Source organism: Micromonospora musae (assembly GCF_003626545.1).
Classification (GTDB): Bacteria; Actinomycetota; Actinomycetes; order Mycobacteriales; family Micromonosporaceae; genus Micromonospora; species Micromonospora musae.
This window is the reverse complement of record NZ_RAZS01000001.1, coordinates 664,267-679,303: the sequence shown is the minus strand read 5'-3', so window position 1 is coordinate 679,303 and position 15,037 is coordinate 664,267. Positions and strand designations below refer to the sequence as shown.

7 protein-coding genes are annotated in these 15,037 nt (G+C 70.2%); 2 read left to right on the top strand and 5 right to left on the bottom strand.

The window, feature by feature from the left end; all coding sequences use genetic code 11:
- The first annotated feature begins 43 nt into the window (after window positions 1-43).
- Window positions 44-2,986 carry an SseB family protein gene (locus tag D7147_RS03165; RefSeq protein ID WP_233562886.1) on the top strand — a complete coding sequence of 981 codons (2,943 nt, stop codon included), beginning with the start codon at window positions 44-46 and terminating at the stop codon, window positions 2,984-2,986.
- Window positions 2,983-3,348: a hypothetical protein gene (locus D7147_RS03160; protein WP_120673697.1), complete on the top strand. Its 366-nt coding sequence runs from the start codon at window positions 2,983-2,985 to the stop codon at window positions 3,346-3,348. Before D7147_RS03165 ends, D7147_RS03160 begins: the two co-directional genes overlap by 4 nt.
- A gap of 13 nt (window positions 3,349-3,361) precedes the next feature.
- Here D7147_RS03160 and D7147_RS03155 read toward each other — a convergent pair whose 3' ends face one another.
- The 5 genes from D7147_RS03155 to acs all read right to left on the bottom strand — a co-directional run bounded on the left by D7147_RS03155 (window position 3,362) and on the right by acs (window position 14,919).
- Window positions 3,362-4,294, bottom strand: coding sequence for an alpha/beta fold hydrolase (locus D7147_RS03155; protein ID WP_120673696.1), 933 nt, complete (start codon window positions 4,292-4,294; stop codon window positions 3,362-3,364).
- Window positions 4,295-4,463: 169 nt separating this feature from the next.
- Window positions 4,464-6,860, bottom strand: a complete 2,397-nt coding sequence (locus D7147_RS03150; protein ID WP_120673695.1) for an immune inhibitor A domain-containing protein — start codon at window positions 6,858-6,860, stop codon at window positions 4,464-4,466.
- Between the two features lie 320 nt (window positions 6,861-7,180).
- Complete coding sequence (locus D7147_RS03145; RefSeq protein WP_199734057.1) at window positions 7,181-9,487, bottom strand: immune inhibitor A domain-containing protein; 2,307 nt, start codon at window positions 9,485-9,487, stop codon at window positions 7,181-7,183.
- 381 nt (window positions 9,488-9,868) lie between these two features.
- Window positions 9,869-12,661, bottom strand: coding sequence for an immune inhibitor A domain-containing protein (locus tag D7147_RS03140; RefSeq protein ID WP_120673693.1), 2,793 nt, complete (start codon window positions 12,659-12,661; stop codon window positions 9,869-9,871).
- Window positions 12,662-12,927: 266 nt separating this feature from the next.
- A complete protein-coding gene (acs, locus tag D7147_RS03135; protein WP_120673692.1) occupies window positions 12,928-14,919 on the bottom strand; it encodes an acetate--CoA ligase in 1,992 nt (663 codons plus the stop codon).
- Between the last annotated feature and the right edge of the window lie 118 nt (window positions 14,920-15,037).

The following is a 15,037-nucleotide window of genomic DNA, read 5'->3' as shown; positions in this document are numbered from 1 at the left end:
TGTAGGCGATGCCTATGGCCTGTTCTCGGGAGGAGAGGTGGCCGTGACCGAATGGGAGCCGGCCACGGAGGCCGAGGCGGCGATGCGGGACGCCTTACGCGCCAGCGACCAGGAAAGATACTTCCGGATCCTGGCGCGCACCGATCTCCTCCTCCCGACGACGCAGCCGGTGGCCGGCCCCGCGGGCTGGGGCACCTGGACCAGCGGCGGACGCACCCATGTCCTCGCGTTCAGCTCCGCCACCGCCCTGCGCTCATGCGTCGGCGAGAACGCGGGCGCCCACCGCCGCATCGCGTTCGCCGACCTGGCCGCCGATTGGCCCAATCCCGAGTGGTGGCTGGCGATCAACCCCGGCCTGCCCGTCGAGGGCTACCTGCCCGCCTGGTACGTCGCCCAGCTCTCCCGCGGCGAGGTGCGGCTGCCCGGCCGTACGCTCGGCGCCCGGGCCCGGCTTGAGCGGGCCGAGTCGCTGGCCCGTGCCCGGGCCGCCGAGTCCGGTCGGGATCCTTCGGCGGTACCGGCCGCCGGTCGTCCCGATGCCGCAGCGACGGCGGGGTCGCCCACGCGGACGTCGTTCCGCGCCACCGCGCCCGACATCGGGCCGCCACCGGGCGGCGAGGCCGGCGGAGCGCCCACGCGGGTCCCGCCGGCCTCCGTGGCGCTGCCGCGACGGCCCTCCGAGGCGGTGCCGACGGCCTGGCCGGGCGGTTTCGCCGATTCGTCCCGGGCGAGGCGTGGCGAGCCGGGTCCCGCTGCGCCCGTCACCCCGAGCGCCGCCGACCGGGCCGGCCGGGAACGGAGCCAGCCCCCCTCGGCGCGTCCCGGCGCCGTCGAGGCTCCTGTCGGCAACGGGCCGTCCGCCTCGGGAGACTCGGCCGAGACGCCGCGCCGTTCCTTCTTCGAACCGGCCTCCGGCCGCGGGTCGGCGCCGCGCAGTCCGCTCCGGTCCGGGGACCGGGCCGCACCACCGTCCCGGTTCGGCCGCAGCGACCAGCCGTTTCCGCGACGCGGTCCGGTCGACGGGCCACAAGACCCCGAGGCGACTCAGGCGTTCTTCTCCGCCGCCCGTGAACCGACGCCGTCGCCGCGCCCGTCGCAGGCCGCGCAGCGGACGGCGGCGAGCCGGGTCGAGGGCGTGGAGGCGACCCAGCAGCTGCCACCCCGCCGGCCCGATCCGCGGGCCGAGGAGCCCACGCGTGCCTTCGGCGTCTTCGGCGCACCGGCGGCGACCGGTACCGACGCGGAGGGCGAACGGACGCAGCCGCTGCCACCGCGCTCCCGTCCGGAGCCCCGGGGACCGGAGCCCGCCGAGGAGCTGCCAACGTCCGCGGCGGAGCCGGTCTCCGGTCCGCCGGCACCCCGCCGGGGCTTCACGCCGATCGTGATCGAGGGCACGGTCGTCGAATCCCGGGACCTCGACCTGCCGGCGGCCGGGTCGGCCGGATCGGTGGATCCGTTCGGCGCGCCGTCCCCCGGACGGGCCGGCTTCGGCTCCACCGCGGCGAGCGCCGGCACCCCGCCGACGACCGGGCAGGTCGACCGCGCGGGCGCGCCGCAGCCGTGGGCCGGCTCGAACGTCGGCACGGACCGCTGGTCCCCGTCCCGACCCGGCAGCGCCCCCGCGCCCGACCCGGGCCCGCAGGGCGACCCGTGGACGTCCCGATCGGGCAGCCCCTGGATGCGGCCGAAGACGACCGGGAACCCGCGCGTCCCCGATCCGCCGACCGACTCCACGGCCGACGTGACGCTCGACCTGCGCGGGGCCGGCACCACGGCGGGAAGCGGCACCGCCCCGGCAGACGCTGTCGGGCGGGTGCCGGACTCCGTCCCGGACCTCTGGACGCCACGATCGGGGCGGCCGACGCCCGGCGCGGCGGAGCCGACCGTCGACACCGCACCGGTGCCGGCCGAGCGGCACACCACCGCGAGCGCCGCGACCACCGCTGCGGACGGCGGCTCCACCTACGCCGAATCGTCTGTCCCGCAGGAGTCGACCGCGCCCGTCGAGGAGCCGGCGGTCGACTTCCAGCCGGCCAACGCGGTGGAGGAGGACCTGCTGGGCGCGGCCGGGGCGGGAAGCACCGACACCTTCCTCTCCACGCTGCTGCTCGCCCGGGTGCTCCTGCCCGTGGCCGCCGAGTCGGTGCCCGGCAGTCGACCCGGCGACCCGGGTTTCGTCTGGCGTACCGAGGAGTTGGACGGGGAGACCTTCGTCGTGGTCTACACCTCCCCGGAGCGGTTGACCGAGCGCGTCGACGGCGACCTGGAGACCGCCCAGTTCAAGTTCGTCCAGCTCATCCGGCGCTGGCCGGACGAGGCGTGGTCGTTCGCCGTCAACCCGGGTACGCCGGTCGGGGCGAAGCTGCCCGGTGAGCAGATCGTCGGGCTGGCCAACTGGGCCGCCGAGGTCGGCCTCGGCGACGACGTGGAGGCGGAGGAGCCCGCCGCCCCGGACGCCCCGGCCGAGCAGCCGCGTACCACGCCGAAGCCGGTCGACCCGTCCCGGCCGGTCATGATGCAGAAGGCGGTCGCCCCGAGCCAGGTCGCCTACTACCTCGAACGTGGCTACGACCGGGTCTCCGGTTTCGTGCACCGGGCCAACGAACTGGCCCACCTGAACACGCCCGCGCAGCTGCACGACGCGCTCGGGCTCAACTACCCCGAGTCGCCGTTCTCCCGGGACGCCGAGGAGATCTACGTGCTGCGCTGGCCGGCGTACCGCCCGAGCCTCTACCGGATCCCCTACGGCGGCCAGAACGAGGCGGCCATGCGGGCCATGGAGGGCTGGGTCATCGAGCGCCCGCCGTTCCGGGGCAACGGGTTCGCGCCCGGGGAGAGCAGCGACGTGGTGGCGGAGTTCAAGGTGGACAGCGCCCGGCTGCCGCACGGCGCGCAGCTCTGGCGGGTCGGTGCGGACGGCAGCGAGCGGGTCGTCGCGATCCTGGACAGCGACGCGCTGCGCTGGCGGGAGGTGGGAGCGGCGTGATCCGGGACGGCTACGTGGCCCGCTGGCGGGGCCGGGAGTACCAGGCCAGCCCGGACGGCGACGACGTGCGCCTCTACCAGCCGGAGACGGGTGAGGGCTTCGAGGAGGTCCGGCCCGGCCGGTACGTGCAGGTGCTGCCGGCGAGCGAGGTCGAGGACCTGGCGTACGTGCGTACCACCTGCAGGTGGCAGGGGCAGCCGTTCGTCGTGCTCGGCGAGCACGACGGCTGGCTGCGGGTGGAGTACACCGGTGGGCGGTGGCCGGTGGCCCAGGCGATGCGGCTGGAGGTCTTCGACTTCGGCGTCTACCAGGGCTGGGCGCCCGCCGCCGAGGTGACCGACCTGCGCGAGCAGCGAATCTGACGGCCCGGCCGGGTCAGGACTTCGTCCAGCGCAGGATCTCGCCGAGCACCACGTCCGGCGCCTCCAGGTGCGGGAAGTGCCCCACCCCGTCGAGGAGCCGCCACTCGTAGGGTGCGACCACGTAGCGGCCCGAGCCCTGGGCGGTACGCGGCAGGGCGGCGACGTCGGCGGCGCCGTGCAGTTGCAGGGTCGGGGTGACCAGCGGCCGCTGCATCAGCTTGACGAAGCGGTAGCCGTGCAGCCGCAGCACCGAGCGGAACGCCCAGCGGTAGCCCTCCATGGCGCAGAACGCCGCCTGCGGGATCCGCATCGCCTCCCGGCAGCGCTCGGCGTACTCGGCGAAGCTCGGACCGGCCACCCAGTCCCGCCCGCCCCAACGGCGCAGCAGCTCCTCCACGAGCGCCGCGCCGTCGCGGGTCAGCACGTGCTCGAAGCGGGGCAGCTGGAACTTGAGCGCGGTCGTGGAGGCGGCGAACTGCCCGCGCGGGTCGGCGAAGATGCCGGCGCGCAGCCGCAGCGGATGCGGCGCGCCGAGCACGACCAGCCGGCGCACCAGGGCCGGGTGGAACGAGGCGACGGTCCAGGCGATCAGGCCGCCGGCGCCGGTGCCGACCAGGGTGGCGGAACGCTCACCGAGAGCACGGATCAGCCCGGCGATGTCGGCCGCGAGAGTGTACCCGTCGTATCCCCGGGGTGGCTTGTCGCTGGCGCCGTAGCCGCGTAGGTCCACGGCGACCGCCCGGAAACCGGCGTCGGCGACGGCCGGCAACATCTCGTGCCAGGCCCACCAGTGTTCGGGGAAGCCGTGCAGGAAGAGCACCATCGGTCCGGCGCCCGCCTCGACCACGTGGAACCGGCTGCCGTTCGCGCCGACGAACCGATGCGTCCAGGGCCCCTCGGTGAGGACGCAGGACTCGTCGACGGGTCCGCCGTACTGGTCGGTCATGAGCCCAGCCTAGGTCCCCCGCCTCGGGCACTGTGCCCGTGCCCGGGGCGGGGGTGGGCAATGCGGTACCGCGGTGGCCTCGACGATTGCGGGCGGAGGGCTACGAAAAGGGCGATGCCCGGGCAGGTGGCCTGCCCGGGCATCGCGTGGTGGTGCGGGGATCAGCGGATCAGGAGATCCGGATCTTCATCGAGGTGCCCTTCTGCTCCTGCACCTTGATCTTGACACCGGTCGCGGGGAGCTTGACGCCGTGGTTCGGCAGCTCCTCGTAGAAGTACTTCTTGGTGTCGTCGAAGAGCGGCTCCGCGTCCTGGCCGCGGATGTACTGCGGCTGGCTGTTCAGGTGCAGCGTGAACGAGTCCGCCTTCTTCAGGCTGAACGTCGCGTCGTACACCTGGACCCGGGCCCGCCACGGCTGGCCGGTCAGGTTGTAGATCGGCCGCGGGTGGGCGTCGATGATCATGTTGCGACCCTCGCCCGGGTGCTCGAAGGTGTCGTTGTCCTCGTACCGGGTGTTCCAGTACGAGATCAGCAGACCCTCCTGGTACGCGTAGTGGTCCACCCAGTCCGGCCGGGTGTTCGTGTACCCGAAGAAGTACGGCCCGGTCTTCAGGTACTTGTCGTACGAGACGTACGACCGGTTGCCGGCGATGTAGAAGTTGTCGAAGAGCCGGGTGTACGACGCCTCGGCGATCTCGAAGCCACCGGCGAGCGTCCAGCCCGCGGCACCGGCCTCGGCACCGTCGCTCAGCAGGGTCTGCCCGTCGGCGGTGACGGTGATGGCGTCACCGTAGAAGCCGCCCTCGGAGACACCGCCGTCGGTCTGGTAGCGGAGCCGGAACTGCACGTTCTGACCGGCGTAGGCGTTCAGCGGGATGTTGATGTCCACCCACTGGCCACCGCTGGAGCCGTCCAGGGCGTAGCGCCCCGTCGAGATCTCCTTCAGCGGCGCGCCGTTGACCGTGCCGGGCAGCGGCGTCCAGGACTGGCCGTCGGTCGACGCCTCGAAGAAGAGGTAGTCGAAGTCGGCCTCGATGCTGTAGCGGCCCTTCATGCTGAACGCGGCACTGGTCTTGCCGGTGAGGTTCAGCGTCCGGGTCATGGTGCTGTTCAGGTCGTCCCGGTTACCCGAGAAGAACTGCTTCGTACCGGCGAACGGCGCGCCGTGGTCGAAGGTGTACTCCCGCTGCGGGAGGACGACCACGGCAGCCTGCGCCTTGTCGGAGTTGTACTCCTGCGGGCCGAGCTCCAGGGTCCGCTTCTGACCGGCCACGACCACCTCGTAGTCGAGCCAGCCGAGCTGGAGCTTGTTCCAGGCGCCGAGGTCGCCGCCCCGGTCACCGATGCCCTCGTCGTTCTTGGCGCCGAGCCGGCTCTGGGCCATCAGGGTCCAGTGCTCGTTGTTGTTGTCGCCGCTGTTGATGACGTTGTAGTCGTCCGGCAGACCGAGGTCGTGGCCGTACTCGTGGTAGAAGACGCTGCGGCCGCCGTTCTCCGGCTGGATGGTGTAGTCGCCGATCCAGATGCCGGTGTTGCCGATCTGGGTACCACCGGCCGGGAAGCTCGGCGGGCCGGTGACACCCTGGTCGGACGCGAAGGCGTACCAGCGGTGGCTCCAGATGGCGTCCTCACCCTGGTGCGGGTCACCGTCGGCCTCGTCACCGCCGGAGTGGACGATCTGGAAGTGGTCGATGTAGCCGTCCGACTCGTTGAAGTTGCCGTCGCCGTCGTGGTCGTACCGGTCCCACTGGTCCATCGACTTGACGTCCGCGGCGATCTGAGCGTCAGTCTTGCCGGCGGCCTTCTGGTCGGCGACCCACTGGTTGGCGGCGTCCGCGACCAGGTTCCAGGTGTTGGTGCAGACGTTCGAGGCGCAGGGGTAGCCGCCGGAGCGGCCGTAGCGGGCCTCGTTGTACGGCACCTTGACCCAGTCGGTGACCTCACCCTCGACGCTGTAGCGGCCCGAGGACTGCGCCTCGTAGTACTGCTTCAGCGACTCGTCGCCCGGGTCGGTGCCGAAGTACACCTGCCGGAAGTGATCGGCGCTGAAGTCCGGCTGCCAGATGGTCGAGTTGTCCATCGCCCGGTTGGGCTGCGGGATCTCGTTGTGCAGCGGCCCGTCGAAGCGGGTCGGGCCCGCCGTGTCCGGGTCGGTGTCCTGATCCGGGTAGTTCGGGTGCCGCTGGTTGCCGAACTCGGCGAGGATCACGAAGATCTTGTCGGTCGTCTCACGCCCGAGCTCGACGTACTGGTCCTTCGTCGCGCCCTTGCCGGCCTTGGTGGTCTTGGCGGAGCGGCTCGCCGCGCCGCCGACGGCCGCGGTCTCACCGACCTTGACCACCGTGCTGCCGTTGATCTTCTGGGCCTCGGCCCGGCCAGAGAGGACGTCGGTCAGACCCTCCTGGCGCATCGCCCGCCGCTTGTCCTCAAGCGGGTTGGGCAGGTCGTGGTCCACATGGGCGGGTTCGGCCACCGACGGAGCGGCGGTCGGCAGCTTCGGCGCCGCACTGGCGGAGGCGCCAGCCACCAGTCCCGTCGCCGTCAGCGAAAGCCCGAGCAGACCCACTGCGACTTTGCGCACGTGGTACCTCCGATGTGAGGGAACCGGCCCCCCGGGGTTGCGGGCCGGCTGACTCGGCCCCCTGAGGGGCCACTGGTGAACATAGACACTGCTGCGTCGAGGGGGAAGACAGGCGCGTCGATTTGTTGCAAGTATTTGTTGACACTGCCTTCAGCCGTCATACTCCGGCAGGTCCCGCAACGGACATGAGCAGGCCGGATCCGGCTACGAGCCCAGACGGCGGCGCATATCGATCAACCCTGTTCGAAGGTACGAAAAAGGGGCCGGCGGCGTTTCCGCCACCGGCCCCGAAGATGATCGATGGATCAGTTGCTAACTCGCACGACCATCTTGTCGGCCGGGTGGTTACCCTGCTTCACGATTTCGATGCGAGTGCCCGTTCCGGCCACCTTCACCGAGTTCTGCTCGTTCTGCGCCGACCAGTAGCGGTCCACCACGCTGTCGTCGAAGGCCGGGTTGGCCTTCAGCTTCGGCAGGGTGACCGGCACCCCGTTGAGGTGGAAGGTCTGCGCCGGCTTCTGCTTCAGGCTGAAGGCCGCGTCGAAGCCGTTGCGCCGGTTGGTGATGGTGCCCTGACCCGGGACCGTGATCGGGCCCGGCCGGACGTCGACCGGGAGGTTCAGGCCGTAGCCCGGGTGCTCCGACGTGTTGTTGTCGCCGTAGGCGTAGTTCACGTACCAGACCACCATGCCGGGCTGGTTGGCGTACCGCTCGACCCAGTTGGGGCGGGTGTTGGTGTAGCCGTAGTTGTAGCCACCGGTCTTCAGCGTCTCGTCGTAACCGAAGTAGGTCCGGTTCTCCGCGATGTAGAAGCGGGGGTACTCGGCGGTCACCTTGCCGCCCATCCGGGTGAAGCCCCGGGCGGTCCACTCGGCGGCCTGCGTCTCGACGTCGTCGGTCCAGGCGGCGGCGCCGTCCTTGACCAGCGAGACGTTGTCCAGGAACGCGCCGGCGAGGTGGAGCCCGCCGTCGCTCTGGTAGCGGTAGCGGAACTGGACGGCCTTGCCGGCGTACGCCGACAGGTCGTAGTTCAGGTCCACCCACGCACCGTTGGACGAGCCGTCGACGCCGGTCTCCGCGGCGTCGACCAGCGAGTTGGTGAGCTGCGTCCAGCTGGCGCCGTTGTCGGTCGACACCTCGGCGTAGAGGTAGTCGAAGTCCTCCTCGATGTCGTACCAGGCCTTGGCGTTGATCGAGGCGGTGGTGGCGCCGGTCAGATCGAGCTGCCGAGCGAGGGTGGTGTTCAGGTCGTCGGCGCTGCCGCCCCACCACTCGTACGACCCGCCGAACGGCGTGTTGTAGGCGGTGGTCTGCTCCTGTGCCGGCAGGTTCACGACGACGGCCTGGGCCAGCGGGCCGTCGCTGTCACCGGCCGGGCCGAGGGTGACCTGGCTGGTGCCCTTGTCGTACTCGACGGTGGAGTAGTTCAGCCAGCCGAGGAAGAGCTTCGACCACGGGTCCATGTAGCCCGGGGTCGAGCCGATGTCCTCCTTGCCGTGGCTCAGCCACGACCCGGACGACATGAGGCTCCAGAAGCCGACGCCGTTGTCGCCGCCGACCGTGTCGTAGAGGTCGGGCAGACCGAGGTCGTGGCCGTACTCGTGGGAGAAGACCCCGAGCCCGCCGTTCTCCGGCTCGGTGGTGTAGTCGCGGATCCACATGCCGGTGTCGCCGATCTGCACGCCACCGGCCTTGTTCCCCTCCGGACCGGCGCTGCCCGCCAGGTTGGTGAACGCGCCCCAGCGGTGCGACCAGATGGCGTCCTCGCCCTCGGCGCCGCCACCGGCCTCTTCACCGATACCGGCGTGCACGGCCTGGAAGTGGTCGACGTAGCCGTCGGGCTCGTTGAAGTTGCCGTCCTGGTCGAAGTCGTACCGGTCCCAGATGTCGAACTGGGCCAGGTACTCCTTGATCTGGGCGGGCGTCTTGCCGGCGGTGACCTGGGCGTCGTACCAGGAGGTGGCGGTGTCCTTGATGAAGTTCCAGGAGCCGTCGCTCTCCGGGATGGCGTTGCTGCCGTACCGGGCCTCGTTGTAGGGCACGGTGACCCAGTCGCTGACGTCGCCGCCGACCGTGTACCGGCCGCCGGACTGCGCCAGGTAGAAGTCGCGCATCGACTCGCCGCGGCGACCGTAGAACATGTCGAGGTAGTGCTGGCGGTCGTAGTCCGCCGACCACGTGGTGCTGTTGTCGTCGGTCGCGCCGCCGTCGTACTTGCGGTCGGGCTCCGGGATCTGGTTCACCACCGGGCCGGCTGCGCCGCCGGTCCGCGGGTCGACCTTGTCGCCGAAGTTGACCAGCATGGTGAAGATCGGGTCGACCTTCGGCGGCTGCTGGTACTCGACGAACTTGTCCTTGATCTTGATGACCTTCGAACCGTGCCGGGTCTCCAGCTTGGCCTTGCCGGTGAGCAGGTCGGCGATGGCCTGCTTCCGGAGAGCGCGCTGCTGGTCGGCCTTCGGGTCGGGAAGGTTGTCCGGGCCGTGCTCGGCCCGGTCGGATGAGGGGGTCGGGTTCGCTGCCGGGGCGCCGGAGGCCGGCGTCGCCACGGCTCCCGCCGCCAGCAGCGCGGCCGCGGCGGTCGCCAGGCCGGCTGTGACTCGTCTCCTCAAAGGGTCCTCCTTTGTGGATCTGTTACATGACAGGCCGCACACGTGCAAACGACTGTCATGAATTGCGTCAACCACCCTTACAGAGGAGGCGGAGCATGTCACGAGTTGCCGGGAAGGAATGATCATCTATTTTGAGCGGATTTGTTAGTCACAAATCCGCCCAAGGTATCTGTAGCCCTAAGCAACTTTTAACATTACGTTTCAATCACGGGGGCTTCGCGCAGCGGGTGATTATGCGGTCCCCAAGGGAGAGCGTCGGCACCCCCGAGGGCGTCACTCGCATACCTCGTCGATGGCCGTACGACGTGACAGTCCACCGCCGGAAACGAAGCGGCCCGCCCGGAGCCGAGCTCCGGACGGGCCGCGACGAGAACGGTCAGGTCACCGCTTGGACGGAGTCACGTAGACCCACGCGGCCGAATTGTCCTTCGCGCTCTTCTCGATCTTGATCGAGACGCCGTAGTTGACGCGCATGTCGCCGGGGTTACCGGTGCCCAGCGTGATGGCGCCACCGCCCAACGTCATGCCGTAGAACTCCGGCGCCGGCTTCCCGTTCGGGCGGGTCACCCGGGTGGTGTACGCCGCGTTGTTCCGCGAGGGCAGCACGACCGAGGCGTCGCTGTCCCGCGCGTACGGCTGACCGTCACGCATCTCGATGCCCGGGTACCAGCCCTTGGCGTCCGTGAAGGTCTTCACCGCCGGCTCCGCACCGAACTTCGTGCAGTACGCGCTGTACGGCTCGCCCGCCGCCTCCAGGCACTCCTGGAAGGGGTACGTCGGCTTCAGCGAGAACGCCGCGTTCGACGACTGCGGACGGCTCGGCAGGTTGTCCGTCACCGACGGGTCCTTGACGGCCGCCGTCCCCTTGCGCCGCAGCGGGTCGAAGTGCGAGTCGACGATGAGCAACCCGCCCTTCGCGCCGTAGCTGGGCAGCGAGGTGAGCTGCCCGGTGACGTGGTTGACGTCGCCGAGGGCGGTGTCCCGGTACCAGACCAGCATGCCCGGGGCGTTGTACGAGATCCGGTCGACCTTCCACGCGTCGCGCGAGTAGACCGTGTCGTACGCGTACTTCAGGCCCTCGTCGAAGCCGTCGAAGTTGCGCCACTCGGCCAGGTAGTAGTGCGCCTGAACCATGGTGCCGCTGTCGATGTTCCAGCCCTCGCCCGTGGTGTCGACCCAGGTGCCGACGGCGGGGGTCCAGCCGTTGGCGCCGTTCTCGACATCGTCACTCCAGGTGGTGGCGCCGCCGCCGGTGACCGAGAAGTCGTCGGCGAACCAGCCGCGCTCCTCGAAGGCCTCGTCGGTGGCCTGGCGCAGCCGCAGCTGGATGGTCGTGCCCGCGTACGACGACAGGTCGACGTAGTCGTGCCGCCAGCCGTCGGTGCTGCCGGTCAGGCCGTACTTCTTGCCACCGAAGTCGTTCATCCGGCCGTTCGGGTCCGGGTAGTTGTCCGGCGTGGTGACCACGTTGCCGGCCTCGTCGTAGACCTTCTGCTCGGTCCAGGTGGTCCCGCCGTCGGTCGAGACCTCGACGAAGCCGTAGTCCCAGTCCGCCTCGATGACGTAGTTGTTCCACATCCAGAACTTCGCGTCGGCCGCCGCCGGAACCGCCACCGAACGGGTCAGCCTGACGTCGGCCCACTCCTGGTCGTTGCCGCTGTGCCACATGTTCGCGCCGCTGTGCGGCTCGGCCAGCGTGCTGACCTTGTCCGGCAGGTCGATCTTGATGCCGTCCTCGGTGCCGACCGGCGTACGCGAGGTCTGCCCGAGCTCCACGTACTGCGGCCGGGAGCCCGGGGCGACGGTCAGCGGATCGGCCCAGCCGAGCACCCACTTGTCCCAGATACCCATGTGGGTGGGGAGCGCCTGGAAGATCTCACCGGAGTGCGAACCCGAGGCCATCAGGTCCCAGAAGTCCACGTCCGAGTCGGCGTTGCCCGAGGTGTCGTAGAGGTCCGGCAGGCCGAGGTCGTGGCCGAACTCGTGGGCGAAGACGCCCACTCCGGCGTCCTCCGGCTGCACGATGTAGTTCGACACCTGGAGGTCGGTGCCCGGGATGGTGAAGCCGCCCGGCACCGAGGAGGAGTGCGCCCAGACCGCGTAGACGCCCTGCGCGCCGCCGCCGGAGGACTTGCCCTTGCCGGCGTGCACCAGCACCAGGTGGTCGATCACGCCGTCGGGCTCGAAGAAGTTGCCGTCCCCGTCCCGGTCGGCCTGGTCCTCGATGTCGTAGTCGGCCCACGGGAAGTCCGGGTCGGACGTCGCCAGCGTGGTGATCGCGTCGGTGGCGAGCCGGCCGGCGCCGGCCGGGTTGTCCGGGTGGCCGTTCATCGACTGCTCACGCCCGGCGACCCAGTTGCCGTTCTCGTCCTGGAAGCAGCGGTTCGCCGCGTACCAGGCCTCCGAGTGCGGCACGGTGATCCACGGGCTGGCCTGCCCGTCCACCGTGTACGCGCCCTTCGACATCTCCAGGTACATGTTGTGCATGGTGCGGCCGGAGAGGTCGATGCCGCGCTTGCCGTCCGGACCCTTCAGGTCCTTGCGCACCCGCTCGGTGATACCGGTCGTGGTGTAGAGCATCTTGTCGTAGTGCGCGGGCGAGAAGTCCGGCACCCACATCGTGTTGTTGTCCTCGTAGCCCAGCTTCGCCGGGTTCGGGAGGTTGTTGTGCTTCGGCCCGTTCTGCACCGTGCCGGGGACGCAGGTGCGGTCCTCGAAGACCGTCCGCGGCACCATGACGTCGGTGAAGTCGTCGTTGGCCTGGTCGTTGAACTCCACCAGCAGGGTCAGCAGCTTCGCCTTCTGGGTGCTCGGCGCCTGCTTGATCTTCCGGGGGTTCTTGCCGCTCTTGATCGACTTGGCCTCGATCTTGGCCAGCTCCCGTGCCGTCACGGGGTTGCCGCGAGCGTGCTTGCGGTCGAACTCACGGATCTTCTCGTGGGCCGGGGCGTAGACGCCGTCCTTGCCCTTGACCTCGCGGCCATCCGTGTCCGGCTGAACCTCCGGCTCGGCGTAGTTGATGTAGTACTCGTCGGATCCGATCACCGCCCGCGGTGCCGAGCTGGTCTCGGCGGAGGCGCTGCTCGTCACGGTCAGTGACGTGGCGGCGAGGGCGATGGCGGGCAGCGCGACGAGTAGCCGTCGACGCCCGCGGGACTGGGGTCGTTTGTTCATGCCGCTCCGATCTCGGGCATGGGATGGCGGGACCACGGCCGGCCCGCCATCGATGTGATGTTCATCGAAGCGGGCGCGGCCGGCGTGAACGTAAATCACGAGAGCACCCGAGCGACAGGGGTCGGAGCCCCCTGTGTCCATTCAGCTTTTTTCGGTTCACCCGACCGACCGATGTGACACCGGGTATCGGGTGGTGTCGCAACCCGTAAGAAATGACGGAGGGTGGCGGCCCGTGGGCCACCACCCTCCATCCGGTACGTCAGAGGTCAGTCCTCATCGGACTTGCCACCGCTCATGCCGGACGCGATGAGGTCCATCACCGAGGAGTCCTGGAGCGTGGTGACGTCACCGAGCGACCGGTTCTCCGCCACGTCCCGCAGCAACCGACGCATGATCTTGCCGGAGCGGGTCTTCGGCAGCTCGGGCACGAGCAGGATCTGCCGGGGCTTGGCGATCGGGCCGAGGGTCTTCGCCACGTGGTTACGCAGATCCGCGATGAGCTGCTCGCCCGCTTCGCCCCCGCTCTCCACGCTGCCCCGGGGGATCGCGAACGCCACGATCGCCTGTCCCGTCGTCGGGTCGGTGGCGCCGACCACCGCCGCCTCGGCGACCGACGGGTGGGAGACGAGCGCCGACTCCACCTCCGTCGTCGAGATGTTGTGCCCGGACACCAGCATCACGTCGTCGACCCGGCCCAGCAGCCAGATGTGCCCGTCGTCGTCCTTCTTCGCGCCGTCACCGGCGAAGTAGACCCAGTCACCCGACCCGCCGCCCGCGCCGGCCCCGAACCGGGACCAGTACGTCTCGAGGAAACGGTTGTCGTCGCCCCAGACGGTGCGCAGCATCGACGGCCAGGGCTCCTTGAGCACCAGGTAGCCGCCGCCACCGTTCGGCACCGACTGACCCTGGTCGTCCACCACGTCGGCCACGATGCCCGGCAGCGGCGCCATGGCGCTGCCCGGCTTCGCCTCGGTCACCCCGGGAAGCGGCGAGACCATGATGGCCCCGGTCTCGGTCTGCCACCAGGTGTCCACGACGGGCAGCTCGCCCCGCCCGACGTGCTGGCGGTACCAGATCCACGCCTCCGGGTTGATCGGCTCGCCGACGCTGCCCAGCAGCCGCAGCGACGAGAGGTCGTACCCGGCCGGGATGTCCTCGCCCCACTTCATCATGGTGCGGATCAGCGTCGGCGCGGTGTAGAGGATCGTCACCTGGTACTTGTCGACGATCTCCCAGAATCGGCCCTTGTGCGGGGTGTCCGGGGTGCCCTCGTACATCACCTGGGTGGCGCCGTTCGAGAGCGGCCCGTACACGATGTACGAGTGGCCGGTCACCCAGCCGATGTCCGCGGTGCACCAGTAGACGTCGCTCTCCGGCTTCAGGTCGAAGACCGCGTGCGTGGTGTACGACGCCTGGGTCAGGTAGCCGCCGGTGGTGTGCAGGATGCCCTTCGGCCGGGCCGTGGTGCCGCTGGTGTAGAGGATGAAGAGCGGGTGCTCGGAGTCGAACGACTCCGCGGTGTGCTCCGGCGAGGCGGTCTCCACCGTCTCGTGCCACCAGTGGTCCTTCTCCGACCAGGCGACCTCCTGGCCGGTGCGGCGGACCACCAGCACATGGTCCACCGACGGGCACTTCGCCACCGCCTCGTCCACGGTCGGCTTGAGCGCCGACGGCTTGCCCCGCCGGTAGCCGCCGTCCGCCGTGATGACCACCTTGGCGCTGGCGTCCTGGATCCGGTTGGTCAGCGCGTCCGCGGAGAAACCGCCGAAGACCACGCTGTGCGTCGCGCCGATCCGGGCGCACGCCAGCATCGCGGCGGCCGCCTCCGGAATCATCGGCAGGTAGATCGCCACCCGGTCCCCGGCCGTCACCCCCAGCTCGGTGAGGGCGTTTGCCGCCTGGCAGGTGAGCTTGTGCAGGTCGGCGTAGGTGAGGGTGCGGGTGTCACCCGGCTCGCCCTCCCAGTGGATCGCCACCTTGTCGCCCCGACCGGCCTCCACGTGCCGGTCCAGGCAGTTGTACGCCACGTTGAGCCGGCCGCCCACGAACCACTTCGCGAACGGCGCGTTCGACCAGTCGAGCGCCTGCTCCCACTGCTGCGACCAGGTCAGCCGCCCGGCCTGTCGCTCCCAGAAAGCCAGCCGGTCGGCCGCCGCCTCGTCGTACGCGTCGGCCTTCACGTTGGCGTTCGCGGCGAGTTCGGCCGGCGGCGGGAACTGGCGCGTCTCGTTCAGCAAGTTGGCCAATGCCTCGCTCATCCGTGCTCCTCGTCGCTCGGGGTGACCTGAGTCTCGTCAGGAGAGGTTAGTCCGGCTGGCCAGGCGAGGCGACCGCCGGGAGTCCGCCCCCGCGCCCAACGGCCCACGTCGCGCGCCC

Coding starts and splice junctions, on each gene's coding strand:
- acs (WP_120673692.1), bottom strand. CDS start 14,919: ATGAGCGAGGCATTGGCCAACTTGCTGAACGAGACGCGCCAGTTCCCG.
- D7147_RS03140 (WP_120673693.1), bottom strand. CDS start 12,661: ATGAACAAACGACCCCAGTCCCGCGGGCGTCGACGGCTACTCGTCGCG.
- D7147_RS03155 (WP_120673696.1), bottom strand. CDS start 4,294: ATGACCGACCAGTACGGCGGACCCGTCGACGAGTCCTGCGTCCTCACC.